This is a genomic window from uncultured Acinetobacter sp. (assembly GCF_947624825.1).
In the GTDB taxonomy this organism is placed as follows: domain Bacteria; phylum Pseudomonadota; class Gammaproteobacteria; order Pseudomonadales; family Moraxellaceae; genus Acinetobacter.
On sequence record NZ_CANQLZ010000001.1, the window covers coordinates 143,814 to 168,718 of the forward strand.

Annotated in this window: 23 protein-coding genes; 17 read left to right on the forward strand and 6 right to left on the reverse strand. The window is 40.7% G+C overall.

Translation table 11 applies throughout. The features are described 5' to 3' along the window. Positions 1-62 precede the first annotated feature (62 nt). The 9 genes from Q0017_RS00640 (at position 63) to pyrF (ending at position 7,283) form a co-directional block, all read left to right on the forward strand. Positions 63-659 carry a 6-carboxytetrahydropterin synthase gene (locus Q0017_RS00640; protein WP_298141531.1) on the forward strand — a complete coding sequence of 199 codons (597 nt, stop codon included), beginning with the start codon at positions 63-65 and terminating at the stop codon, positions 657-659. Positions 660-685: 26 nt separating this feature from the next. Further along, on the forward strand, positions 686-1,399 hold the full coding sequence (gene ung, locus Q0017_RS00645) for a uracil-DNA glycosylase (RefSeq protein ID WP_298141534.1): 714 nt from the start codon (positions 686-688) through the stop codon (positions 1,397-1,399). Beyond that, a complete protein-coding gene (locus Q0017_RS00650; RefSeq protein WP_298141537.1) occupies positions 1,396-2,520 on the forward strand; it encodes an enoyl-CoA hydratase/isomerase family protein in 1,125 nt (374 codons plus the stop codon). Before ung ends, Q0017_RS00650 begins: the two co-directional genes overlap by 4 nt. A 3-nt stretch (positions 2,521-2,523) precedes the next feature. Continuing rightward, positions 2,524-3,036 carry a tRNA adenosine(34) deaminase TadA gene (gene tadA, locus Q0017_RS00655; RefSeq protein WP_298141541.1) on the forward strand — a complete coding sequence of 171 codons (513 nt, stop codon included), beginning with the start codon at positions 2,524-2,526 and terminating at the stop codon, positions 3,034-3,036. Positions 3,037-3,108: 72 nt separating this feature from the next. Next, the gene (gene cmk / locus Q0017_RS00660; RefSeq protein ID WP_298141544.1) at positions 3,109-3,792 is read left to right on the forward strand and encodes a (d)CMP kinase; all 684 of its coding nucleotides are present in this window, start codon (positions 3,109-3,111) and stop codon (positions 3,790-3,792) included. Positions 3,793-3,901: 109 nt separating this feature from the next. After that, a complete protein-coding gene (rpsA, locus tag Q0017_RS00665; protein WP_298141547.1) occupies positions 3,902-5,578 on the forward strand; it encodes a 30S ribosomal protein S1 in 1,677 nt (558 codons plus the stop codon). A gap of 161 nt (positions 5,579-5,739) precedes the next feature. Continuing rightward, positions 5,740-6,045, forward strand: coding sequence for an integration host factor subunit beta (locus Q0017_RS00670; RefSeq protein WP_298141685.1), 306 nt, complete (start codon positions 5,740-5,742; stop codon positions 6,043-6,045). A 16-nt stretch (positions 6,046-6,061) separates the two neighbouring features. Further along, positions 6,062-6,421: a lipopolysaccharide assembly protein LapA domain-containing protein gene (locus Q0017_RS00675; protein ID WP_297427700.1), complete on the forward strand. Its 360-nt coding sequence runs from the start codon at positions 6,062-6,064 to the stop codon at positions 6,419-6,421. A gap of 181 nt (positions 6,422-6,602) precedes the next feature. Continuing rightward, positions 6,603-7,283, forward strand: coding sequence for an orotidine-5'-phosphate decarboxylase (pyrF, locus tag Q0017_RS00680; RefSeq protein WP_298141550.1), 681 nt, complete (start codon positions 6,603-6,605; stop codon positions 7,281-7,283). 51 nt (positions 7,284-7,334) lie between these two features. Here pyrF and Q0017_RS00685 read toward each other — a convergent pair whose 3' ends face one another. Next, positions 7,335-8,243 carry a lysine exporter LysO family protein gene (locus tag Q0017_RS00685; RefSeq protein ID WP_298141552.1) on the reverse strand — a complete coding sequence of 303 codons (909 nt, stop codon included), beginning with the start codon at positions 8,241-8,243 and terminating at the stop codon, positions 7,335-7,337. Between the two features lie 169 nt (positions 8,244-8,412). Between Q0017_RS00685 and Q0017_RS00690 the strand changes: the two genes are divergently transcribed. From Q0017_RS00690 to Q0017_RS00705, 4 genes are all read left to right on the forward strand, one after another. Beyond that, a complete protein-coding gene (locus tag Q0017_RS00690) occupies positions 8,413-9,420 on the forward strand; it encodes an AraC family transcriptional regulator (protein ID WP_298141555.1) in 1,008 nt (335 codons plus the stop codon). A gap of 59 nt (positions 9,421-9,479) precedes the next feature. Beyond that, positions 9,480-10,625: a cell division protein ZapE gene (gene zapE, locus Q0017_RS00695; protein ID WP_298141687.1), complete on the forward strand. Its 1,146-nt coding sequence runs from the start codon at positions 9,480-9,482 to the stop codon at positions 10,623-10,625. Positions 10,626-10,898: 273 nt separating this feature from the next. Next, a complete protein-coding gene (locus tag Q0017_RS00700; protein ID WP_298141557.1) occupies positions 10,899-13,064 on the forward strand; it encodes a malate synthase G in 2,166 nt (721 codons plus the stop codon). 125 nt (positions 13,065-13,189) lie between these two features. Then, positions 13,190-13,852, forward strand: a complete 663-nt coding sequence (locus Q0017_RS00705; RefSeq protein ID WP_298141560.1) for an SOS response-associated peptidase — start codon at positions 13,190-13,192, stop codon at positions 13,850-13,852. Between the two features lie 5 nt (positions 13,853-13,857). Here the strand turns inward: Q0017_RS00705 and Q0017_RS00710 are convergent, their stop codons facing one another. Further along, a complete protein-coding gene (locus Q0017_RS00710; RefSeq protein WP_298141563.1) occupies positions 13,858-14,322 on the reverse strand; it encodes a MarR family winged helix-turn-helix transcriptional regulator in 465 nt (154 codons plus the stop codon). 418 nt (positions 14,323-14,740) lie between these two features. Here Q0017_RS00710 and Q0017_RS00715 point away from each other — a divergent pair, with 418 nt between their 5' ends. Continuing rightward, positions 14,741-16,264: a TerC family protein gene (locus Q0017_RS00715; protein ID WP_298141566.1), complete on the forward strand. Its 1,524-nt coding sequence runs from the start codon at positions 14,741-14,743 to the stop codon at positions 16,262-16,264. A 463-nt stretch (positions 16,265-16,727) separates the two neighbouring features. Here Q0017_RS00715 and brnQ read toward each other — a convergent pair whose 3' ends face one another. After that, positions 16,728-18,020: a branched-chain amino acid transport system II carrier protein gene (gene brnQ / locus Q0017_RS00720; RefSeq protein ID WP_298141570.1), complete on the reverse strand. Its 1,293-nt coding sequence runs from the start codon at positions 18,018-18,020 to the stop codon at positions 16,728-16,730. Between the two features lie 352 nt (positions 18,021-18,372). On the opposite strand from brnQ, the gene map reads away from it, so the two are divergent. Next, positions 18,373-19,173 (forward strand): type I methionyl aminopeptidase, encoded by an 801-nt coding sequence (gene map, locus Q0017_RS00725; protein ID WP_298141573.1) that lies wholly within the window; start codon positions 18,373-18,375, stop codon positions 19,171-19,173. Between the two features lie 14 nt (positions 19,174-19,187). Here the strand turns inward: map and Q0017_RS00730 are convergent, their stop codons facing one another. After that, positions 19,188-20,096 (reverse strand): LysR substrate-binding domain-containing protein, encoded by a 909-nt coding sequence (locus tag Q0017_RS00730; RefSeq protein WP_298141576.1) that lies wholly within the window; start codon positions 20,094-20,096, stop codon positions 19,188-19,190. Between the two features lie 156 nt (positions 20,097-20,252). On the opposite strand from Q0017_RS00730, the gene Q0017_RS00735 reads away from it, so the two are divergent. Further along, positions 20,253-20,579, forward strand: a complete 327-nt coding sequence (locus tag Q0017_RS00735) for a hypothetical protein (protein ID WP_298141578.1) — start codon at positions 20,253-20,255, stop codon at positions 20,577-20,579. A gap of 36 nt (positions 20,580-20,615) precedes the next feature. On the opposite strand, the gene glnG is transcribed toward Q0017_RS00735, so the two are convergent. Both glnG and glnL read right to left on the reverse strand, forming a co-directional pair. Beyond that, positions 20,616-22,085: a nitrogen regulation protein NR(I) gene (gene glnG / locus Q0017_RS00740; RefSeq protein WP_298141582.1), complete on the reverse strand. Its 1,470-nt coding sequence runs from the start codon at positions 22,083-22,085 to the stop codon at positions 20,616-20,618. Next, entirely contained in the window at positions 22,072-23,181 is a 1,110-nt protein-coding gene (gene glnL / locus Q0017_RS00745; protein ID WP_298141585.1) for a nitrogen regulation protein NR(II), read from the reverse strand. Before glnL ends, glnG begins: the two co-directional genes overlap by 14 nt. Before the next feature lie 354 nt (positions 23,182-23,535). On the opposite strand from glnL, the gene rimO reads away from it, so the two are divergent. Next, positions 23,536-24,876, forward strand: a complete 1,341-nt coding sequence (rimO, locus tag Q0017_RS00750; RefSeq protein ID WP_298141587.1) for a 30S ribosomal protein S12 methylthiotransferase RimO — start codon at positions 23,536-23,538, stop codon at positions 24,874-24,876. Positions 24,877-24,905 lie beyond the last annotated feature (29 nt).

A 24,905-nucleotide genomic window follows, 5' to 3' on the forward strand; every position in this document is an offset into this window, starting at 1 on the left:
ACTGTTGGTATTTTGCTTTATAATCGGAATAAATTCACAAGTTTTGGATCCCATTACGACATATGTTAATTCGTAAATTATTTAAGTTCGAAAATGCCCATATTGTCCGTAATTGCACCTCGGATCGTTGCAAACGTTCAATTCATGGTCACAGTTATAAAGTTGAGCTGTTGCTCAAAGCCTCAAAACTTGATCATGGACAAATGGTCTATGATTTTGGTTTGCTCAAAGGCGTGATTAAAGATTTATACGATGCCTTTGACCATGCCATTTGTTTTTGGCAGCAAGATGACGCTGACTATATTCACGCTTGTAAAACCTTTAGCGCCCGCTGGATCTCGCTACCTGTCTCGCCATCGGCTGAGCAATTCTCACGTATCTTCTTTTATTTGGCACAGCAAGTGTTGGCTTCCACCCAGACCCAAAATGGTGAAGGTGACGTTGAGGTGTATTCTGTGATTGTGCATGAAACCGATACCGGCTACGCACAAAGCTTTTTAGAAGATATTGACAATGCACAAATGGGTGAACTGCGTTTAGAGGACATTATTTTCTCTGAGCAAATTCAAAGCGAGTGGAATGACCCCGAGATGTATCACAAGCTCAAAACAGGTCAGCACTTTTGTAACCCAAGTGTTGAACTACAAGTTAAACTTTAATTTTCCGGTTCTATAGGGATATCATCATGTCATTGACTGAGCAACAACAAGCCAAACTACAAAAAATTCAGTTAGATGAGAGCTGGAAATTGACGTTGAGTGACTTTTTACTCAGTCCAAAGATGGATGAGCTGAAACAATTTCTTGTACAAGAAAAACAAGCCGATAAAACCATATATCCGCCAAGTTCATTGATTTTTAATGCCTTAAACACCACACCGCTTCACCAAGTCAAAGTGGTGATTTTAGGTCAGGACCCTTATCATGGGCCTAATCAAGCCCATGGTTTGAGCTTTTCGGTACAAAGAGGGGTTGCAATACCGCCATCTTTGCGTAATATTTTCCATGAGTTACATTCCGACTTAGGGGTCGATATCCCTAAGCACGGTAATTTAACCCATTGGGCTGAACAAGGAGTGCTGCTGTTAAATGCAGTGCTGACCGTCGAGGCAGGACAGCCGACATCACATCAAAAACGCGGTTGGGAAGACTTTACCGACCATGTGATTGATGTCTTGAATCAGCAGTGCGAGCATATTGTGTTTATTTTATGGGGCGCATATGCACAGCGAAAGGGACAACGTATTGATCCAAATAAACACTTGGTGCTCAAAGCGGCACATCCGTCGCCATTAGCAGCCAACCGTGGTGGTTTTTTTGGATGCAAAGCGTTTTCAAAAACAAATAATTATCTGAAACAAAATGGCATTGAGCCGATCAATTGGCAGCTGGACGCATGACATATTCTCCCGTAACAAAAGATTATCATCCCGATTTAATTGTTGAACAGGCGGCAAATGGTTGGCGTATTGTAAGATTAAATCGTCCAAAATCCTTACATGCTTTGGATGAAAGTATTGTGTCGGCACTTTTAGCCGTGTTTCAAGATTTTCATCATGATGACAACGTTAAAGCCATTTGGTTAGATTCCACTACCCCCAAAGCCTTTTGTGCAGGCGGTGATGTGCGTAAATTACGCCATTTGGTGATCAATGGCGATGTTGATGTTGCCAATCAATTTTTTGAACAAGAATATGCTTTAGATGCCTTGCTGCATAACTATGCAAAACCTGTCTTGGTGTGGGGTGAAGGCTATGTGATGGGTGGTGGTTTAGGGCTGTTTATGGCCGCACCATTTCGTTTGGTGACCCCATATTCACGTCTTGCGATGCCGGAAATTAATATTGGTTTATACCCTGATGTAGGCGCAACACGTTTCTTAGCAGATCGTGGTGCAATTGGCTTGTTTACTGGTTTAACTGGTTCAATTATGACTTCAGCCGGGGCTTATGGCATTGGCTGGGCGACGCATATTTGTGATGCACACCGCGATAAAGTATTAGACAAAATGGTCAACATTGATTGGGGGCATTACCCAGCGGGTGATTTCCGTGCCATTGACGACACCTTAAACAGCATGCATCGTCCGGTGGGTCCTGGTCCATTACAAAATTCTTTAGATGTCATTCAAAGCGTATGTCGCGGCGTGATCTTTGAACAGGATTATGAATCCATTATCGGTTTAAGTGATGCTCGTAGTGATTGGTTACGTCAAGCCAGCGAAAACTTACAAAAAGGTTCACCTGTTACAGCAGCATTAACATGGTTGTTATGGCAATGGGGTAAACAAGATCATTCTTGGACTGAAGTTTTTGAATTAGAACGTCAAATCTCAGATTGGAAAATTCGCCATCCTGATTTTGTTGAAGGCGTGCGAGCACGTTTAGTGGATAAAGATTTAGCACCTGCATGGCAACGCGGCACTGATTTGTCTTTAAAAGGTATTTTAGCCGAACATCCACCTGTTACTGATATTCAAAGTTGGAATGATTTGCTTAAACACTATGGTGTACTTGCTTAAGCGATGACTGAAATTACACGTGATGAACATTGGATGCAGCTTGCCTATGCGCAGGCTGCCCATGCAGCAAATTTAGGTGAAATTCCGGTGGGTGCTGTGTTGGTAAGTCAAAATCAAGTAATTGGGGCGGGGTATAATCATCCGATTGCGTCACATGACCCCACTGCACACGCCGAAATTCAGGCCATTCGTATGGCTTGTCAGCAACTTAATAATTACCGCTTACCCGAAGATAGTGTGCTATATGTCACTTTAGAGCCGTGTACCATGTGCGTTGGAGCTTTAATTCATGCCCGTGTGTCGCGTGTTGTATTTGGTGCAACTGAACCTAAAGCGGGCTCATTGGTCAGTGCGCGTAATTTATTTGCAACAGGGTATTACAATCATGTTTTTGCGGTAGAGTCGGGTTGTTTGGCTGAACAGTGTTCAAGCCAACTCAGTGACTTCTTTAAAATGCGCCGTGCACAAAAACGTGAATTAAAACTCAAACAAAAACAAGACTTACATACCCCTTAAGCTGTTTTTGCCCGCCTGATTTTAGATCAAGACAATAATCTATATTTTATTTATGAGCAAAATGGAACAACCATGAGCATTCAAATTATTACCATTGATGGTCCAAGTGGCTCAGGCAAAGGCACACTTGCAGCCAAACTTGCACAACATTATCAATTTCATTTGCTTGACTCTGGTGCTTTATATCGCTTGTTGGGGTTGGCTTTAGAGCAACACAACTTACTTGATGCATTAGATAGCCAATTGGCAAGCTGTGTTGAGATTGCCACTCACTTAGATATTGAGTTTAAATCCACAGCACAAGGCATTGCAGTGTTACTCAATGGTGAAGATGTTTCCACCACCATTCGCACTGAACGTGTAGGCGAATTTGCATCTAAAGTGGCTGCAGTGCCAGAACTGCGTGCCGCATTACTGACCCGTCAACATGCTTTTGCTCAAGCCCCAGGCTTAGTGGCAGATGGTCGTGATATGGCCACTGCAATTTTTCCACAGGCGCAAGCTAAAATTTATTTAACCGCATCGGCTGAATCTCGTGCAGCACGTCGTGTAAAACAGTTGCAGGCAATGGGGCTGGATGTTAAAATAAACGACATTTTAGCTAATATCGAAGCGCGTGATCAACGTGATATGCAACGCAGTGTTGCACCACTTAAGCCTGCGCCCGATGCTTACATTATTGATAGCTCTGATTTGAGCATCGATGAGGTATTTACACTCATGACCACTTATGTGGATCAGTGTTTAGCCAATTAATTTATTTGTTACAGCCGAAGCATAGCCTGATCAGTTTATATGGACTATGTAGACGCTTTATTAAACCGGCCTTGTCTGATCCAAGACCGCTGACTTTATCAGGTATATCATGACCGAATCTTTTGCAGCCCTCTTTGAAGAAAGCGAATTAAACCTCAACGTTGAAAAGGGTGCAGTCATCCAAGGCGTTGTAGTAAGCATCGACTCTGACTGGGTAACAGTTGACACTGGCCTTAAGTCTGAAGGTGTGGTTGACCGCGCTGAATTCTTAAACGACCAACGTGAACTTGAAGTTGCTGTTGGCGACACAGTTGATGTTGTTGTTGAAGCTCTTGACAACGGTATGGGTCAAACAGTTCTTTCTCGCGAAAAAGCAAAACGCGCTGAGACTTGGACTAAACTTGAAAAAATCTTTGAAGACGGCGAAATCGTTACTGGTGTTATCTCTGGTAAAGTTAAAGGCGGTTTCACTGTTGACATCGGTCCAGTACGTGCATTCCTTCCTGGTTCTTTAGTTGATACTCGTCCTATTCGTGATACAACTCACTTAGAAGGTAAAGAGTTAGAATTTAAAGTTATCAAACTTGATGCTAAACGTAACAACGTTGTTGTATCTCGTCGTGCGGTAATGGAAGCTGAATCTTCAGCTGACCGTGAAGCGCTTCTTGCTCAGCTTGAAGAAGGCCAAACAGTTACTGGTACAATCAAAAACCTTACTGACTACGGCGCGTTTGTTGACCTTGGCGGTATCGACGGTCTTCTTCACATCACTGATATGGCTTGGAAACGCATCAAGCACCCTTCAGAAGTTGTTGAAGTGGGTCAAGAAGTTACTGTTAAAGTACTTAAATTTGACCGCGAACGTAACCGCGTATCTTTAGGCCTTAAGCAATTAGGCGAAGATCCATGGTTAGCGATCATGAGCCGTTACCCTAAAGGTTCTATCGTTAAAGCACGTGTTACTAACTTAACTGACTACGGCTGTTTCGCAGAAATCGCTGAAGGCGTTGAAGGTTTAGTACACGTGTCTGAAATGGACCACACAAACAAAAACATCCACCCATCTAAAGTTGTTCAGATCGGTGACGAAGTTGATGTTATGGTTCTTGAAGTTGACGAAGAACGTCGTCGTATTTCTCTTGGTATCAAACAAACTCGTGCTAACCCATGGGAAGAGTTTGCTAAAAACCATGACAAAGGCGAAAAAGTATCAGGTACAATCAAGTCAATCACTGACTTCGGTATCTTCATCGGTTTACCAGGTGGTATCGATGGTCTAGTTCACTTGTCTGATATTTCTTGGAACGAACAAGGCGAAGAAGCCATCCGTCGTTACAAGAAAGGTGACACAGTTGAAGCGGTTATCTTGTCTGTAGACGCTGAAGGCAACCGTATCAGCCTTGGCATCAAACAAATGAACAACGATCCGTTCAACGATTTCTTAGCAACTAACGAACGCGGTGCGCTTGTTAAAGGTACAGTAACTGCTGTTGACGCTCGTGGCGCAACTGTTAAGTTAGCTGACGAAGTTGAAGCAACTTTAAAAGCATCTGAAATCAACCGCGATCGCGTTGAAGATGCAACTAAGTTCTTAGAAGTTGGTCAAGAAGTTGAAGCGAAAATCATCAACGTAGATCGTAAATCTCGCTCTATCAACTTGTCTATCAAAGCGAAAGACGAAGCTGAAGAGAAAGAAGCGGTTGCTAACTTGAAAACTGTTGCAACTTCTCAAGAAAACGGTCCTAAAACGATCGGTGACTTGATCAAAGCTCAAATGAATCACTAAGTAGATGGATAAAATGTATTGTTAATGTAATTTAACCAATACTTTTTACACAAATACTATAAACGGTAGCGTAGTATTCACTTATTGCGCTACCGTTTTGTATTTAAACAGGTTATTATCTTTTTAAGTTAAAAGTAGCTTGATAATTAAAGAGGTCGATGATGACTATAGAAGCACTTAATAAGTCTGATTTAATAGAGCGAATTTCTCTTAAAAATCCGCACTTAGCTGAACCCTTAGTGGAAGAAGCTGTAAAAATTATGATTGACCAAATGATTGCTGCTTTATCATCGGACAATCGTATTGAAATCCGTGGCTTTGGTAGCTTTGCGCTACACCATCGTGAACCGCGTATTGGTCGTAACCCAAAAACCGGTAAATCTGTTGAAGTGGCTGCTAAGGCGGTACCACATTTTAAACCGGGTAAAGCACTTCGTGATGCGGTAAACGAATCTGCCAATAAATAAAATTTAAGGGGTGTTTATGCGTTACGTTCTGGTTGTTTTATTATTGGTTCTGTTTGGCTACTCACTGGCCTTAGTGTTACAAAACAGTACTGAGCTTTCAGTAGATTTGCTCTTTACTCAAATTCCTGCAATGCGTCTTGGCTTATTGTTATTAATTACCTTAGGTTTGGGTATTACTTTAGGTTTACTCATTGGTGTACAGGTGTTTCGAGTTTTCCAAAATAGTTGGGAAATCAAGCGACTGCGTAAAGATATTGAGCATCTACGTCAGGAACAAATCCACGTGGCGCAAGCTGCAGCCGCAGAAGCTGCAGCGCACACCCGACATGAAAAAACTGTGTTAGATATTCATAGCCAAGACCGTCCGCCGGTTTAAAGGCATCAAGTCAACACATTAATTCTTTGGTGTTTTGCCAAACATAATAAAAATTACACTCTAAGGTGAAAGCTTTAGAGTGTTTTTTTATGCAACAAAGACATAATTTTAAGCGCATACTTGAGCTTGATTTAATAATCTTTATAATGCCTCTAATTTGTTTTTTAAAAGGGTCAATCTCTTGAGTATTATCGTTGCATTAGATGCCAAAAGCCAATATGACGCTTTAACTATTGCCGAACAACTTGACCCTGCATTATGCCGTGTCAAAGTAGGTAAAGAGCTGTTTACCCATGAAGGTCCGAGTGTGGTTAAAGCATTGCATAATCAAGGCTTTGAGGTGTTTTTGGATCTTAAATTCCATGATATTCCAAACACCACAGCACAAGCAGTATGTGCAGCGGCTGATATGGGGGTATGGATGGTCAACGTGCATGCCTCTGGTGGTCGTAAGATGATGGAAACCTGTGTCGAGCGCTTGCATGCAGGTAACTATGCCACGCAATTGATTGCGGTAACCGTTTTAACGTCCATGGGTCGTGAAGATTTGCGTGACTTAGGTTTAGACGTTGAGCCATTTGAGCATGTAAAACGCTTAGCCACTTTAACCAAAGATAGTGGTCTAGATGGCGTGGTATGTTCAGCACAAGAAGCTAAGATGTTACGTGAAGCTTTAGGCGCAGACTTTGCGCTTGTCACGCCGGGTATTCGTCCTGAAGGTGCAGCAGCTGATGATCAAAAACGTATTGTGACACCTAAGCAAGCTATGTTGGATGGTTCAACCCATTTGGTGATTGGTCGTCCAATTACCAAGTCAGAAAATCCTCGTCAAACCTTAAGAGACATTTTAGCCACACTTTAATTAGGCTTTAAAAGCTCAAGCTTCTTGTGAGAAGCTTGAGCCAAATATACCTTATAGTGCAGCTAACACGCTGACCAATATGGGTGCAAGAATGGATAAGACCAAGCCGCTGAGCATGGCGTGAGGAATAAACGTATTGCCACACGCTTGTTTGACCATGGGTAAAGTCACATCCATGGCAGTGGCACCGGCGGCTGCAATAGCTGATCGTGGGTATCGCCACCCAAGGGCATACATCAATAAAATTGCAAAAATTTCTCTAAGTAAGTCGTTGATTAATGCAATACTGCCCAACTTTGGCCCTTTAAGTTCACTAATCACAATGCTCGACATAGAATAAAAACCATAGCCTTGAGAGAACAATAAAGCATCCATAAAGCTTAGATCTTTCAGCACCATATAACTCAAATAAGCACCTAAACAAGAACCGATTATACAGCCCATCGGTACGCATAAAATCTTCCAATTTATCCAGCTTCGATCAACAGGATGTTGGGCTAAATCAAGTCCAATAAGTAACATAAACCCCAACAGTAACCACCAACTGTTTATCACGAGCTTGATCTCAAAGGCTTGTAAGGTGTATGCCAAGAGTACGCCGGCCAATAAGGCAAACACAGCATAGCCAATATTGAGTAAGGAATTGAGCAATAAAGACAGATCAATTTTGCCTTGGCTAGGTTGGCTTTTTAAACCTTTAAACAGCAAATAGCAGCACACAAAGGCACCAAGGGATGTGCTAAAAGACAAGGTCAGTGCGGGAATGAGTAAAGTTAAAGGATCGGAGATCGAATCTAACACTTGAAAAAATTCGATTGCAATGGCCACTAAAATTAAATAGCTGCAATACGGCAGCAGTTTGAAAGCATATTGTTTAACTGTTTGAGGCAGATAATTTGAACTAATAAAGCCTAAACCTAAACAGAGTAGTAATTGTAAAATCAGTCCAATAGATTGCATAACAGACACAGAGTAAACATGCTGCAGCCATGATACGTTGATTTTGCTCTAAATCGAATACATCTAGGCACATAATCCATACTTTTAAGTGAAAAGTGATCATTTCGGCAATGTTCAAATTCAATGAAATAGCGTAAAAACGTGATAGTTGTGGGGCAGTGGCAAAATTATGAAAAGATCTATTTTAGGACTAATGTACTTGATTCAAGGTATGCGTAAAGCTGGACTTGAAGTGGATCCTAAATTACAGGCAGTAGGTTTACGTAGCGAAGCCTTAGATAGTAGTGCTGTGATTCATCCAAGTTTAGAGTGGAACTTGCTCGAAGTGATTGGTAAAAATGTCAATCCTGCATTGGGTTTATGGATCGGACAGCATTATACCTTGGTGGGCTATGGCCCATTATTAATGTTATTGGTGACTAGTCCAAGTATTGAGGTGGCACTCAATAAAGCTGTGCAATATCAAAGACTCACACATTTAACAGGTGACTTAAGTTTAAAATTTGAAGACCATCGTGTTGGACTGTGTTACCGACCTGAACAGTTAAATACCGATTTGGGTTTATTACGTGCGCATTGTGAAATTTCCAGTACTTTTAAGTTTTTATCCGATTTATATAAAACGATGGGGCTTAAAGTACCTGATCTAAGTATCGAGTTACCATTTTTTGCGCCAGAAACCGACGATTTGATGGAAAATTATGCTGGTGTGTATGGTGATCATTTAGTATTTGATGCAGCCGCAGCCATTTTTTGGTGTGATCGCAATGTACTTAATAAAGCTATTCCTTCAGCAGATGCAATTACGTTTAAAGCCTATGAGCATAAATGCTTAAGTGAAATGAATCGTTTACGGGTTGATCACAAAGTCCCATTGCTGTTACAACGGGTGTATGATTATTTAGAATTACAACAAGGCATGTTGCCGAGCATGGCACAAACTGCGCAGGTGATTCAGGTGCCTGAGCGTACTTTGCGGCACCAATTACAGCAATTAGGCAGCAGCTACAAAGAAATTCGTGAACAAATCATGAAAGATAAAGCCTTGCGTTTAATTGAATATAAAGAGTATTCAATTGAAATGATTGCAGAATTATTGGGGTATTCCGAGCCTGCCGCTTTTAATCATGCCTTTAAACGTTGGTTTGGACAAAGCCCACGTAAGTACCATAAATAATCCAAAGTGTTATAGCACCATGCTCAATCTTGGTTATACTCTTGTCAGCTCAAAACAGTATGAATGATATGTCTGATTTAACTTCAAACCCATTATCGCCCGCAGAGCGCTACGCCCAAGCACTCGCATCTGGGCAATTTATGCCTGATGAGGCGCAAGCACAGGCCGTGCATGAGTTAGATCGTGTCTGGCAAGAACTTATACAACGCTATAAAGCGGCAAAAAAACCGTTTGCACGTTTTCGTCGTCAAACACCACCACAAGGTGTGTATATGTGGGGTGGAGTCGGACGTGGTAAAACATGGTTAATGGATCAATTTTATAATTCAGTGCCATTTCGTCGTAAAACGCGCATGCATTTTCATCACTTTATGCAATATGTACATAAAGAGCTCAATAAATTATCAGGGCAACAAAACCCTTTAGATATTGTGGCAGACCAAATTTATGCAGATGCAGTGATTATTTGTTTTGACGAATTTTTTGTGTCCAATGTCACGGATGCTATGATTTTAAGCGATTTATTCCAAAAACTCTTTAAGCGTGGCATTACTTTGGTGGCAACCTCAAACATTGCACCCGATGGTTTATATAAAAATGGTATTCATCGTGATCGCTTTTTGCCAACCATTGAAATGGTCAAACAAAACTGTGTGATTTTAAACGTAGATGCAGGGGTGGATTACCGTTTACGGGTCTTAAAACAAGCACAATTGTTTAAATATCCATTAAATGCTGAGAATGAAGCATGGATGCAACAGCGTTTTGATGCACTGACGCAAACACAAAGTAAATCAAGCGATGACATCACCATTAATAATCGTCAAATTAGCACCATTTCGCATACAGAAGATGTCTTGTGGTGTGATTTTGCCGATTTATGTTTAAAACCACGTAGCCCTGCGGATTTTATTGAAATTGCCAACATTTATAACACTGTTTTGGTCAGTAATATTCCGCATCTCACCGACTATTTAGCTGATGGGACGCGTCGTTTTATTTATCTTGTCGATGAATTTTATGACCGTGGTGTCAAGCTATTATTAACCTCAGAAGATAATATTATTGAGATCTATAATGGTGAAAAACTCGCCTTTGAGATTGAGCGAACCCGTTCACGTTTGCTTGAAATGCAGTCGGATGATTACTTAAATTCAGCGCACCGACAAATTCAAAGCAGCAACTCTGAAAAAGTAGAAATTTAAAATTAAGCGTCTTCGGACGCTTTTTTATACACAATTCAAAGAAAAAAAGCGCTTTCGTTGTTTTTTTAAACGAAAATCTGAACTTAAGTCTAATTTAGACATTTCAAAAACTTTATACACTATAAAAGAGCATTCATTCTGATGATGTTGGTGGACAAATATTGTGTTTAAAAAATGCTCATTATTTTGTTTATTAATAATCCTATTCAGAACAGTATAAATGGGTATACTCAGAAGCTCTTGGAATAAAAAATAGCAATATCAGGAAAGACAATGACTGCACGTATTCAAAAAGGCAAGTTAGCGATTGCTAAAGAACTGTATGATTTCATCGAAAATGAAGCACTACCAGGTTCAGGTCTCAACAGCGAGACTTATTGGAGCAACTTCGAACAAGTCGTTGTCGATCTTAGTCCAAAAAATACAGCACTCTTGGCTAAGCGTGACCAAATTCAAGCACAAATTGATGAATGGCACCGTAATAACACATTTGAATTAGAAGCTTATAAAGCCTTCTTAACTGAAATTGGCTACTTATTACCAGAAGTAGAAGATTTCCAAATTACGACAGAAAATGTAGACGAAGAAATTGCACTAATTGCAGGTCCACAGTTGGTGGTACCGGTACGTAATGCGCGTTATTGCTTAAACGCAGCCAATGCACGTTGGGGTTCTTTATACGATGCTCTTTATGGCTTTGATGTGATCTCTGATGAAGATGGCGCAGAAAAAACCAAAGGCTACAATCCAAAACGTGGCGAAAAAGTCATTGCTTTTGCAAAGAACTTCTTAGATGAAACCTTCCCACTTGCGGCAGGTTCACATGCCGATGCAACCCAATATGCTGTTGAAGGTTCAGCTTTGGTGGTGGGCTTAAAAGATGGTTCAACCACCACTGTAGCAGATGTAACTAAATTTGTAGGTTACAACGGTGAAGCTGCAGCACCAACAGAAGTGGTGCTTAAAAACAATGGTTTACATGCCATTATTCAAATTGATGCAACAAGCGCTATTGGTCAAACCGATGCAGCCGGCGTTAAAGACGTTGTATTAGAAGCAGCAGTCACCACCATTCAAGATTTAGAAGATTCGGTTGCAGCAGTAGATGCTGAAGAGAAAGTAGAAGGCTACCGTAACTGGTTAGGCTTAATACGTGGCGATTTACAAGAAGCGATTGAAAAAAATGGCAAAACTGTAACGCGTACTTTAAATGCTGACCGTAGCTTTAAAAATCTTGAAGGCGGTGAAACTAAAGTTCATGGTCGTTCACTGATGTTACTTCGTAACGTGGGTCACTTAATGACCAACCCTGCCATTCTTGTGGATGGTCAGGAAATCTATGAAGGTATCATGGATGCATTGGTTACACCGTTATTAACACTTGCTGATATTCGTGGTGAAAACACCATTAAAAACTCGCGCAAGGGTTCAATGTATATTGTTAAACCAAAAATGCATGGTCCTGAAGAAGTGGCATTTGCAGTTGAATTGTTTGAGCGTGCTGAACAGGCGCTTGGCTTAGCTGCAAAAACGTTAAAAATCGGGATTATGGATGAAGAACGCCGTACATCTGTAAACTTAAAGAACTGTATTGCGCAAGCTAAAGATCGTACCATCTTTATCAATACAGGTTTTATGGACCGTACTGGTGATGAAATTCATACCTTTATGGAAGCAGGTCCATTTGTTCGTAAAGCCGAAGTGAAAGGCCAAATTTGGTTCCCAGCTTATGAAAACCGTAACGTGATGGTGGGTTTGCAGACCGGTCTACGTGGTAAAGCACAGATTGGTAAAGGCATGTGGCCAAAACCAGATATGTTACGTGACATGTACAACAGCAAAACTGAACACCCAGATGCAGGTGCAAGCTGTGCGTGGGTACCATCTCCAACAGGTGCGGTCATCCACGCGATTCACTACCATCAAATTAGTGTTGCAGATCGTCAGCAAGAGTTATTAGCAACAGATGCATTGCCATTAGATGATCTGTTAACGCCACCACTTGCAACTAACACCAATTGGACAGAAGAAGAAAAGCGCAAAGAGCTTGAAAACAACTGCCAAGGGATTTTGGGTTATGTAGTACGTTGGGTCGATTTAGGCGTAGGTTGTTCAAAAGTTCCAGATATCAATGATGTGGGCTTAATGGAAGACCGTGCAACCTTACGTATTTCTTCACAACATGTGGCGAACTGGTTGCGTCATGGTGTGGTCACACGTGCACAAGTTGAAGAAGTGATGCAACGTATGGCAAAAATTGTGGATCAGCAAAATGCCAATGACCCACTTTACACGCCAATGGCTTCTGATCTTGACAACAACATTGCGTTCCAAGCAGCATCTGATTTGATCTTTAAAGGTGGTGAACAGCCATCAGGTTATACAGAGCCGCTATTACATGCAGCACGTTTAAAGTTAAAAGGTTATACAGGCGATTAAGCCTGTGAACTAAAAAAGCGCCTACGGGCGCTTTTTTTATGGTTGAAGTGATCAGTAAAATTTAACCTAGCTTCAAATGCTTCACGTTATAATAAAATCTGCTTTGTGATTGAGGTGGTGAAACAATGTGTGCAAATTTTAAACCCTTAACGCGTAGCCAACAGCAAGCTTTAAACTTGCCTGAGATTAATTTTGAGTATCGTGAAGAAGTCTATCCCAATTATAGTGCGCCATTATTATTTCAATCTGAACACGGCTTAGAATGGCGTGAAGTCAATTTTGGTTTAATTCCTAAATGGGCAGAAGATAAGACCATTGCCACGCGCACGTATAATGCCCGTAATGAAACTTTACTACAAAAACCAAGCTTTGCCGAAGCTGCTGCCAAATGTAAATTTGGTGTGATTGCTGTAGATGAGTTTTATGAGTCAAAATACATTGACGGCAAACCACAGCGTTGGGGCGTACGCCGCCGTGATGGGCAGGCATTTTATATTGCTGCTTTATATGAAATTTGCAAACTGGGTGATGAGGTGGTGCGTTCAGCCAGTATGATGACTATGGATGCCATTGACCACGCTATGATGAAAGATTTTCATGAACCCGGACCGATTAAACGCTCTGTGATTGTCATTCCACATGCGCAATTAAACGCTTGGCTTAATTTAAAGCAGCCTAACTTACAAGATTTTGTGGTCGGTTTTCCAGTAGAAGAATTTGAATGTTCACATGTACCTAAAGCGAAAACCGAAAAAGTGAGTCCGCAACTCAACTTTTTCGATATTTAAAGTGATTAATGCGCTAGATTTTTGAAAATTTGCTTTAAGCTTTCCATCATTTTTTCAATTTGTAATGGTGTTAAGCCTTCAAAAGATTGTTCAAGTACAATGCCGGTTAAATCATTGACTTTTTCGGTCATCTCTTCACCTTTAGGTGTCAAGATAACCCGAGTAATACGTGCATCATCTTCACATGAATAGGTATCAACTAAACCTTCGTCTTTTAAACGGTAAATAATTTTAGTGGTGGTTGACATTTTAGACACCACCATTTGTGATAGATCAGACACGCTCGCATTGGGTTTATTTTGTAATGCCACTAAAATACGACGACGTGAATTGTCGAGGCCATATTTTTTTAAGGCATGATCAACATTATTCACATATTGTGCGTGTACTTGCATAATCCAATAAAAAGGAAAATCTTCAAAATGCGTATTTTGAGCCGAGGGCAAAAATTTTGAATATTTTTTAGTCATGTGGTGTTCTTCCTGTTACCTAATTTTAATTTTAATTGCGTCACAATTATTTGTTATTTTATGTGAAAACTCAAGTTGCTTGATCGGTTTTTATCCGGTTAAAGTGTATTTTAAATAGGTTAATTTGCTTTTAAATTGTATAAATATAATACAATAAAAATATCTTTAAACTGTAGGTAAATATCATGAGTAGAAAAAGTATCTTCACTGAGGATTATTGCTAAAAAAAATTGCGCATGAAAATGTTGTCTACATCACTTAGATAAACAAAAAATATCAAAAAATTAATTACAATGGCATCAGTTTGTGCATAATGAAATTATCTTAAGTTACACAGGTCAAATTAAATGGATCCGTCGTCGGGGGCACAGTTGCTCGCATTTACGATTTCACTAACTCACGCAGGAGTTTTTAACTAATGGAATTTTTGTTAGATCCTGGCATTTGGGTTGGTTTAATTACTCTAATCATATTAGAAATCGTATTAGGTATTGATAACCTAGTCTTTATTGCTATTTTAGCTGATAAACTTCCCCCAGAACAACGTGACAAAGCACGTGTTCTTGGTTTAACGCTCGCTTTGGGGATGCGTTTAGGATTGCTGTTTGCGATCTCTTGGTTGGTGACCTTAACTCAACCACTGATCACCATTTTCGACCATAGTTTCTCAGGGCGCGACCTCATCTTATTGGGTGGTGGTTTGTTCTTACTGTATAAAGCCGTGTCTGAATTGCATGAAATGATGGAAGGTAAGCCTGAAGTCAAAAGCACCGGAAGTAAGGTCGTTTATGCAGGCTTTGCTGCGGTTGTCGCACAAATTGTTGTGCTTGATGCCGTATTCTCACTCGATTCGGTAATCACAGCGATTGGTATGGTTGATGATATCCGAATTATGATGGTGGCAATGATTGTTGCAATGGTCGTGATGTTAGTTGCATCTAAACCATTAACAGCATTTGTCAATCGTCATCCAACTGTGGTGATTTTATGTTTAAGCTTCCTATTACTTATCGGGATTAGCTTAATTGCCGAAGGTTTTGGTTTCCATATTCCAAAAGGTTATATCTACTCAGGTATTGGTGTTGCCATTTTAATGGAAGGCTTTAACCAGTATCGTTTACGTAATACCCAAAAACATGCAGCAAAAATTCCATTGCGTCATCGTACTGCTGATTCAATTTTAAAATTGATGGGTGGTAAGCTAGAAACTGAAGATCAATCTAGCAATTCACCAGCGCAAGAAGCTTTTGCTGATGAAGAACGCTATATGATTGGTGGGGTACTGACCCTTGCTGAACGTTCAGTGGCGTCAATTATGACCCCACGTAGTCAAATTTCATGGGTAGATCTCAACGATTCACCTGAAGAGATTCGCGAAAAGATTTTATCTGTGCCGCATAGCTTATTCCCAGTATGTCGTGGCAGCTTAGATAAAGTGATCAGTATTGTACGTGCCAAAGAATTGTTGGATGTATTAGATGACGAAGAGCAAATGAAAGCTTTAATTCGTATGCATCGTCCAATTTATATCTTTGAAACCATGAAAGTGATTGATGCGATTAATACGTTACGTAGCTCAAAAGGTTCACTTGTGTTGGTGAGTGATGAATTTGGCAATGTACAAGGCTTGATTTCACCGCTGGATGTGTTTGAAGCGATCGCGGGTGAATTCCCTGATGCTGATGAGCAGCTTGACTTAGTTAAGCTTGAAGATGGACAGTGGAAAGCCACTGGTATGCTTGATTTATATCAACTTGAACTTGAATTAGGTATGTTAGATTTGGTTGAAGAAGATGTAAATTATATCAGTGTTGCAGGCTTAATCTTGGATCAAACCCAAGGTGAAGTTACTGTTGGTACTGAACTCGATTATAAAGGTGTACATTTTACCGTAACTGAGCTCGATGGAAATCGAATCAAAACGGTTATGATTCAACACTAAATAAAAAAGCCTCACGATTGTGAGGCTTTTTTTATGCTTGTGCTTAGGTATCTCATATAAACTAAAGCATCAATTAAATATTCGGGTACCGCTATAAATCCGGAGTGTGAGCGTTCAGGCAAAGCGTGTAGTGATATAGATGGGGCGATTACTATGACGCCTGAATTGCTGGGTGGGATACTTGTATAAAATATTGAAATTGACATCTCCACGTTTGCTTATGAGATAAACCCTGTTATTTGAGTTGGTGAGGTTTATAAGGGTGTACGTGGGTTTTGTTAAAATTGTAAGCGTATTTTGATTGAACAGCTGGGTAATGTAATAGTGACGATTTAAACTTACATCCACATCATGTAGATGAAGTAAAACAATAAAAGCCCGTTTGGGTAAAACCTGACGATTATTGCGAGATGACCATGTCACGTTTGGGTAAAACGATCATGGTGCAGCACATCAAAAAAGCTTATTTTTTCACTTTATCGATCACAACACAGATTACCAATACAATAATAGAAGGGATCAGCCATGCTAAGTTTTGTGCACTTAATGGTAAGTTTGCCAACGCAGTAGGTAATGCATCACCAAAGCCTGCCACTTTTAAGCCATCTAAAATACCAAAGACTAATGCCACAGCCGTTACAGGTGCAACTACGCGACTTGGTTTGTGGAAGAAATTCCAACAAAAGCTTAATAAAATTACGGCAATAGCGGGTGGGTAAATGGCACTTAATACCGGCACAGAAACTGCAATTAATTTGGTTAAGCCTAAATTTGAAATCACAAAAGCAAAGCCGACTAAAATCAATACCCAAGCTTTGTAACCGATTTTGGTAATATGTGAGAAATATTCAGCACATGCACAGGTCAGACCAATTGCAGTCACCATACAAGCAATAAAGATCATTGCGCTTAAGAAGACTGAACCTAAGTCACCAAAGGCATGTTGTACAAAGGCATGTAAGATAACCGCGCCATTGCTTGCATTGGCGGCAATGTCATGACTGCCTAAGCCAAGTTTAAATAAGCTTAAATACACCAAAGTTAAGCCTACACCAGAAATTAAACCGGCAATCACCGCATATTTGGTAATTAACTTTTTATCAGTTAAACCGCGTGAACGGATGGCATTAATAATGACAATACCAAACACCAAAGCACCTAAAGTATCCATGGTGAGATAACCATTGACAAAACCTTCAGACACCGGACTATTTACATAGTTACCAACAGGTTCGGCAATAAAGTGAGCTGGAATGAGAACAGCACCAACACCTAAAACCACCAAAGATAAGATTTTAAGAGGTGATAAGACATAACCAACAGTATCTAAAATTTTATTTGGATATAACGACACTAAAGTCACAAAGCTAAAGTAAATCGCGCTGTAAATAAATAAACTTAAAGACGATGTACCAAAGTACGATGAAAAACCAATTTCATAAGATACGGTTGCAGTACGTGGTGTTGCAAATAACGGTCCAACGGCCAAGTAACACACAATCGTCAATAGCAAACTTGCTACTTTGCCTAAAGGTGAACTTAAGAGTTGAATTGAGCCTTCTACACGCGATAAAGCAATAATGGTCAGTACCGGTAGGCCTACGGCAGTAATTAAAAAACCAAAAGCTGCGAGCCAAACATGGTCACCGGCTTGTTGTGCCACAATAGGTGGGAAAATAATATTGCCTGCACCAATGAACAGTGCAAAGGTCATAAAACCTAAAGCAATAATGTCCCGAGTACGTAAGTTAGTCATAAGGGGAGAATAGAAGCAGAAAAGGGAAACAATTTTAGAGCAAAGTTGGCTTTTTTGGGTGATTAATTTTATATCAACTATCAGTCATTCTGATATAAAACACGATTATTTTAATCAAAAGATCTATTTTGGGTTAATTTATAGTATTGATTATAGAGCATAAAAAATAAAAATATCTAATTATAGCTAGTATTTAGCTACTGAGCATTGCAAAATATCTAGAAAATCAAGTGTATAATTAATCACCAATTTTAATGCGAAGTGCCTGAATGTTAAACGATTAAAACCCAAGCACTGTATGGCATTTAAAAAAGGTCTATACTGATTAGACTCTTAAAGAGGACAATAATTGATGCGAGCTCCTGCCATAACGCTTAAAAATGATCAAGACTTAGAACATTTACGTATTTCTGGCCGTTTGGCTGCACAAGTTTTACACATGATTGCACCTCATATAAAACCCGGTGTTAGCACAGAATATTTAGATGATTTGTGTTATGACTTTATTGTGAATACTTTAAAGGTGACGCCTGCCAATATAGGTTACTATGGCTACACTAAAACCACCTGTATTTCACCCAATGAAGTGGTCTGTCATGGCATTCCTGCCGCCAATATCATCTTAAAAGATGGTGACATTATTAATATTGATGTTGCAATTATCAAGGATGGTTATTTTGGTGATACTAGCCGTATGTACTTTGTAGGAGATGTAAAACCTGAAGCAAAACATTTGGTCGAAACCACTTATGCCGCCATGCTTGCTGGTATTCATGCGGTAAAACCGGGTGCCACTTTAGGTGATGTGGGACATGCCATTCAAACTGTGGCAGAACGAGAAGGTTATAGCATTGTGCGTGAGTACTGTGGACACGGAATTGGGCGTATTTATCATGAGCAACCGAACGTGGTGCATTATGGTCGAGCAGGGCAAGGTCTTAAATTAGAACCGGGCATGGTATTTACCATTGAACCGATGGTGAATGCTGGACGTGCTGGGGTTAAAGAATTAGCAGATGGTTGGACAGTGGTCACCCTAGATGGGCATTGGTCTGCACAGTGGGAACATATGGTGGCCGTAACCGATACTGGCTTTGAGGTTTTATCGCCGTGGCCTGAAGGTACGGGAAGTTATCCGGCAATTGAAGCATAACTGTAAAAAGCTGATCATTGATCAGCTTTTTTTTCACTTAAATGTTCAACTAAATAATCAATAAAGACCCGTACTGCTGGCAATTGACCACGTCTGGATGGGTACACTGCATGGAAAATCCCATGAGCGGCGCTCCATTCGGGTAAAACACGTACCAATTCACCCGAGGCTAGATAATCTTTGACAATACTGTCTGGTAATAACGCAATCCCACAGTTTTGACAGGTGAGTTGTGCCAACAGCATGAGGTCAGAGCCCATAACCGTCGGATTGACTTTAATTTTCTTTTGCTGCCCTTGAGAATGCACCACAATATGTTGATCAAGATGTTCATCTGACATACTTAAAATGTGATGTTGTACCAAATCTTCAGGGCTTTTGAGTTCGCCAAATTGATTTAAATAGGCTTGGCTGGCAAATAGGTGTTGTTGGATATGGGCAAATTGGCGAATGATCAGGTTGGGGTCTGTGTCTAAATGAGAGCGTACCCGTAGCGCGACATCAATGCCTTCATTAATTAAATCAACCCGTCGATTGCTGACCAATAACTGTACTTTAATTTCAGGATACATTTTTAAAAATTGCGGTAAAATCTTGGCAATTTCATTTTGCGCAATCGATACAGGTAAACTGACTTTAATCACACCGCGTGGTTGAATACTTAAATGATCCACCAAATCATGCGCAGCTTGTGCAGCATTAATCATCACTTGTGCATGCCGATATATGTTCATGCCAATATCCGTCACTGCAAAATGACGTGAACTGCGTTGGATTAAGCGCACCCCTAAGCGTTCTTCAAGCTGATAAACGCGGCGGCTGAGTTTAGATTTAGGAATGTCAGTGGCACGCTCGGCCGCGCTAAAACCACCATGTTCCACCACTTGGGCAAAACAATAAAAATCATCGAGATCGGATAACATAGCTTATGCCATTTATGCAACAATACTTCAATTAAATGTTGATTGTTGCAAATTGTCAATTTAATTTACGCGCTTAAAATAGCCTAAGCAAATATTGTGATGTCTATTGGGCTTCATTCGTTTTAAACTAATCTGGTTTTTATTTGAGTCTTTATTATGGCCTATCAACTGATCCAACTTGAGCATCAAGCCACAGATTCAATTCAATGCCCACATTGCGGTCATTGGGTGATTAATTGGCAAGAAGAGCAATACGTGCAACCGTGTGAACATACTTTATTTATTGCTATGGATATTGGCTTTGAATATATCACAGATGAATTTGAAGCCACGATGGCACATAACGTAGATGAGTTGCATGCCAATGACGATCAAATGAATATGTTTGATGCCATTAAAGCTGCCAATTATCCCCAATTTTTGGTGCTACAAGCCGATTTAGGTCTGCAAGGCTATTCACGCTATTTAGGTTTTAGCGTGTAAAATCGGTATAAAAAAGCACCCGAGGGTGCTTTTGGTTTAGCCTTCAATCTCTTCTTCAATCTCATTCTCGGCAGTGTCCATGCCAAGTTCTTTGAGTTTGCGGGTGAGGGTGTTGCGTCCCCAGCCAAGTAGTTCGGCAGCATGGCGTTTACGCCCCCGAGTTTGTTGCAAAGCAGCATTAATTAAAGTGCGTTCAAACATGGGGGTGGCAATGTCTAAAATTTTCATTTCGCCGTTTTTAAGTTTTTGTACTGCCCATTGCGCCAAGAGTTCATCCCAATGATGAATGGCCAAACGATCCAAAGCAGCTTGACCTTCACCCAATTTATCAATCGGAATTTGTTTAAGTTCGGAAGGTAAATCTTCAGGATACACTTCACGACCAGTGATCATCACTGTGAGCCAACGACAGGTATTTTCAAGCTGACGTACATTACCTTGCCATGGCAGTTGCTGCATATATTCTTGCGTTTCACGGCGTAAAATTTTGGGACTCACGCCCAATTCTTTACCAGCGCGAGCCAAGAAATGCTGTGCCAACATGGGAATATCTTCAGCGCGATGGGCAAGTTTTGGAATATGAATACGAATCACATTTAAACGGTGATATAAATCTTCACGGAAACGACCGTCATGCACCAACTTTTCTAAATCTTGATGAGTAGCCGCCACAATGCGCACATCAACTTTAACTGGAATATGACCGCCCACACGATAAAATTCACCGTCGGCCAACACGCGTAATAAGCGAGTTTGGGTTTCAAATGGCATATCGCCAATTTCATCTAAAAACAAAGTTCCGCCATTGGCTTGCTCAAAACGCCCCTGACGTTGCGTATTGGCACCAGTAAATGCACCTTTTTCATGCCCAAACAATTCAGTTTCAATTAAATCTTTGGGAATAGCCGCCATATTTAAAGCAATAAAGGGCTTGGCACTACGTGGTGAATGGCGATGTAGCGCATGTGCCACCAACTCTTTGCCTGTACCTGATTCACCGTTAATCAGCACCGTAATATGCGATTGTGACAAACGACCAATAGCGCGAAATACCTCCTGCATGGCAGGCGATTCACCAATAATTTCAGTCGATTGAATGGGCGGCGCAGTTTTGGCAGACTCTTGTTGTTGCAGTTTATTAAGATGCAAAATTGCACGGTTCACCAAAGCTAAGGCTTCATCAATATCAAAAGGCTTAGGTAAATATTCAAAAGCACCGGTTTGATAGCTAGAAACAGCCGATTCTAAATCTGAATGCGCGGTCATAATAATGACCGGTAAATCGGGATGACTGGCTTTGACTTTGCCTAAAAATGCTAGACCATCAATCCCCGGCATGCGGATGTCGGTTAAAATCACATCTGGGGCTTCTTGGGTCAATTGATCAAGTGCAGATTGCGCTTCTTCAAAACTCGTCACATCTAAACCTTCTTCTTTAAAGGTTTTTTCCAAGACCCAGCGCATGGCGCGATCATCATCAATTACCCAAATTTTATTTCGCGACATGGTTTGACTCCCAAGGTAAATATAAGCTAAATGTGGTTTTGCCTCGCATCGACTGACATTCGATCATGCCTTGATGCTGGTGCATAATATTTTGTGCAATACTCAAGCCTAAGCCTGTGCCCGCAGCACGACCAGTGACCAATGGATAAAATACCGATTCAACAATGTCTTCAGGTACACCCGGTCCATTGTCTTCAATATCAATGCGCACCATAGAGCGATGAATGACACCATTAATGGTGACTAAGCGTTGAATACGGGTTCTTAAAATCAGCTCAGGTTGTGTATCTACAAAAAAAGCTTTGTTTTCATTCATGGCCTGTACAGCATTTACGCTGATATTGAGCATTACTTGAATCAGTTGATCGCGGTCGGCCAACACATCAGGCAAAGATAAATCATAATCTCGAACCAACTTGACCCGTTTTTTGGTTTGATTGGCAATTAAAGCGCGCACACGTTCCAGTGGCTCATGAATATTGACGGGTTGATAACTTGGTAATTGGCGTGAGCCGAGCATGGTGTCGGCTAGGTTTCTTAAACGATCAACTTCACTGATAATAATCTCGGTAAATTCGGTATATTGCGGATCATTTAAACTACGTGCCAAGAGTTGTGTTGCCCCACGAATGCCTGCCAATGGATTTTTAATTTCATGTGCTACACCGCGAATCAGCTGACGTGCAACTTGATGCTGCTGAATAAAATGCTCTTCTTTGGAGATTTTCAGCATACGATCGCGTGGATTGAGCTCAATAATTAATAAAGGGTGATACGGTTTATCATAATTTAAAGCCGATACAGTGTAATCAACATGAATGTCTTTAAAATTCACGGTAATGGTGGCTTCACGGCGCGTATACGGTTGTCCGGTGGTTAAGGTGTTTTTAAGCGCATCTTCGGTATGGAAGTCATCGTTAGGGCGGTGGAGTAAATTCAAAGCGGGTTGACCGGAGGCACGTAATAAGCTGACATCAAACAAGGCTTCACATGCTGAATTTAAGTAAAAAACATTCAGATGACGATCAGCCAATAAAATCGCCGTGGTCATGTTGTCCACTAAAAGGCGGTAGTCAATTTGGTTAGGTTGATCCATGTGAGGTACAGTCCTGTATAAAAATAGCGCAGCAATAGCGGTCTAAAAACCTTATTTTAGAAATAAAAGTGCTGAATTGAGGCAGTTTAAGCAAGATACGCGCCAACTTTTTAAAAAGTGCTGCACATTGGGTAGTTTAAGACAAACTGCTGCGCTTAAATTGTTCTAAAGTCAAAAAGATATACTCAATCTAAAGCGGGCAGTAAAGTGTTTTTGAACCAAAATGGTGCACAGGGGTTTATATTGTTAAAATAATGGTTGTATTTTGGTGCATTATGCAAAGAGTGCTTGAAGCAACTATTTTTATAGACAGAAAAGACATACAATACGCCCATTCTAGTGGAGCGCAGATTCATGAAATCCCCCAAAGTCGGTTTTGTTTCTTTAGGTTGTCCTAAGGCATTGGTCGATTCTGAACGAATTCTAACTCAGTTAAAGACTGAAGGTTATGATGTAGCATCAGATTATGACGGTGCTGATTTAGTCGTTGTTAATACCTGTGGTTTTATTGAATCTGCAGTACAAGAGTCTTTAGACGCAATTGGCGAAGCCATGAGTGCTAATGGTCGTGTGATCGTAACAGGTTGTTTGGGTAAAGACGAAGATAAAATTCGTCAAATGCATCCCAATGTCTTGAAAGTCACCGGCGCTGCCGCTTATGAAGAAGTCATGGATGCGGTTCATCAATATGTACCTGAACCGCCAAAACATAATCCATTTATTGACTTAGTGCCTGAGCAAGGTATTCGCTTAACGCCAAAACATTATGCTTATTTAAAAATATCAGAAGGCTGTAACCACCGTTGTACTTTCTGTATTATTCCGAGCATGCGTGGCGATTTAGTCTCTCGTCCTGTAGGTTCTGTGCTGTCTGAAGCACAAGCACTGAAAAAAGCCGGTGTAAAAGAAGTCCTCGTCATCTCCCAAGACACTTCTGCATACGGCGTTGATACCAAATACAAATTGGATTTTTGGAACGGCCAACCGGTTAAAACTAAATTCTTCGACATGTGCGAAGCTTTAGGTCAATTGGGTATTTGGGTGCGTTTACATTATGTCTATCCATATCCACATGTGGATGCGGTCATTGACTTAATGGCACAAGGCAAAATCTTGCCGTATTTGGACATTCCATTCCAACATGCCAGCCCTAAGATTTTAAAACTGATGAAGCGCCCTGCGCACAGTGAAAACACCTTAGAGCGTTTAAAAGTATGGCGTGAAAAATGTCCTGATCTTGTGATCCGTTCAACCTTTGTGGTGGGCTTCCCGGGTGAAACCGAAGAAGACTTCCAAATGTTGCTTGATTGGCTCAAAGAAGCTGATCTTGATCGCGTGGGTTGTTTTACTTATTCATCTGTTGAGGGTGCGACGGCAAACGATTTACCAGATCATCTACCAGAAGAGATTAAGCAAGAGCGTTATGAACGTTTTATGCAAGTGCAGCAAGAAATTTCTGCGGCAAAATTGCAAAAACGTATTGGTCAAACCATGACGGTACTTGTGGATGACTTAGAAGACGAATTCCCAGTGGCTGTGGCGCGCTCGTATGCAGATGCCCCAGAAATTGATGGCAACGTTTTTGTTGAAGACATCGACAAGAGCTTAATTAAATCGGGCGACTTACTTGAAGTTGAAATTACCGATGCAGATGAATACGACCTGTACGCCAAGCTCATTCGTATTAAAGCTTAACCCATACCGATAACAAGATTAACTTTGGA

Bases quoted from the DNA above. Each gene is read 5' to 3' on its own strand.
- Q0017_RS00640 (WP_298141531.1), top strand. From the start codon at position 63: ATGTTAATTCGTAAATTATTTAAGTTCGAAAATGCCCATATTGTCCGT.
- ung (WP_298141534.1), top strand. From the start codon at position 686: ATGTCATTGACTGAGCAACAACAAGCCAAACTACAAAAAATTCAGTTA.
- Q0017_RS00650 (WP_298141537.1), top strand. From the start codon at position 1,396: ATGACATATTCTCCCGTAACAAAAGATTATCATCCCGATTTAATTGTT.
- tadA (WP_298141541.1), top strand. From the start codon at position 2,524: ATGACTGAAATTACACGTGATGAACATTGGATGCAGCTTGCCTATGCG.
- cmk (WP_298141544.1), top strand. From the start codon at position 3,109: ATGAGCATTCAAATTATTACCATTGATGGTCCAAGTGGCTCAGGCAAA.
- rpsA (WP_298141547.1), top strand. From the start codon at position 3,902: ATGACCGAATCTTTTGCAGCCCTCTTTGAAGAAAGCGAATTAAACCTC.
- Q0017_RS00670 (WP_298141685.1), top strand. From the start codon at position 5,740: ATGACTATAGAAGCACTTAATAAGTCTGATTTAATAGAGCGAATTTCT.
- Q0017_RS00675 (WP_297427700.1), top strand. From the start codon at position 6,062: ATGCGTTACGTTCTGGTTGTTTTATTATTGGTTCTGTTTGGCTACTCA.
- Q0017_RS00685 (WP_298141552.1), bottom strand. From the start codon at position 8,243: ATGCAATCTATTGGACTGATTTTACAATTACTACTCTGTTTAGGTTTA.
- Q0017_RS00690 (WP_298141555.1), top strand. From the start codon at position 8,413: ATGAAAAGATCTATTTTAGGACTAATGTACTTGATTCAAGGTATGCGT.
- zapE (WP_298141687.1), top strand. From the start codon at position 9,480: ATGAATGATATGTCTGATTTAACTTCAAACCCATTATCGCCCGCAGAG.
- Q0017_RS00700 (WP_298141557.1), top strand. From the start codon at position 10,899: ATGACTGCACGTATTCAAAAAGGCAAGTTAGCGATTGCTAAAGAACTG.
- Q0017_RS00705 (WP_298141560.1), top strand. From the start codon at position 13,190: ATGTGTGCAAATTTTAAACCCTTAACGCGTAGCCAACAGCAAGCTTTA.
- Q0017_RS00710 (WP_298141563.1), bottom strand. From the start codon at position 14,322: ATGACTAAAAAATATTCAAAATTTTTGCCCTCGGCTCAAAATACGCAT.
- Q0017_RS00715 (WP_298141566.1), top strand. From the start codon at position 14,741: ATGGAATTTTTGTTAGATCCTGGCATTTGGGTTGGTTTAATTACTCTA.
- brnQ (WP_298141570.1), bottom strand. From the start codon at position 18,020: ATGACTAACTTACGTACTCGGGACATTATTGCTTTAGGTTTTATGACC.
- map (WP_298141573.1), top strand. From the start codon at position 18,373: ATGCGAGCTCCTGCCATAACGCTTAAAAATGATCAAGACTTAGAACAT.
- Q0017_RS00730 (WP_298141576.1), bottom strand. From the start codon at position 20,096: ATGTTATCCGATCTCGATGATTTTTATTGTTTTGCCCAAGTGGTGGAA.
- Q0017_RS00735 (WP_298141578.1), top strand. From the start codon at position 20,253: ATGGCCTATCAACTGATCCAACTTGAGCATCAAGCCACAGATTCAATT.
- glnG (WP_298141582.1), bottom strand. From the start codon at position 22,085: ATGTCGCGAAATAAAATTTGGGTAATTGATGATGATCGCGCCATGCGC.
- glnL (WP_298141585.1), bottom strand. From the start codon at position 23,181: ATGGATCAACCTAACCAAATTGACTACCGCCTTTTAGTGGACAACATG.
- rimO (WP_298141587.1), top strand. From the start codon at position 23,536: ATGAAATCCCCCAAAGTCGGTTTTGTTTCTTTAGGTTGTCCTAAGGCA.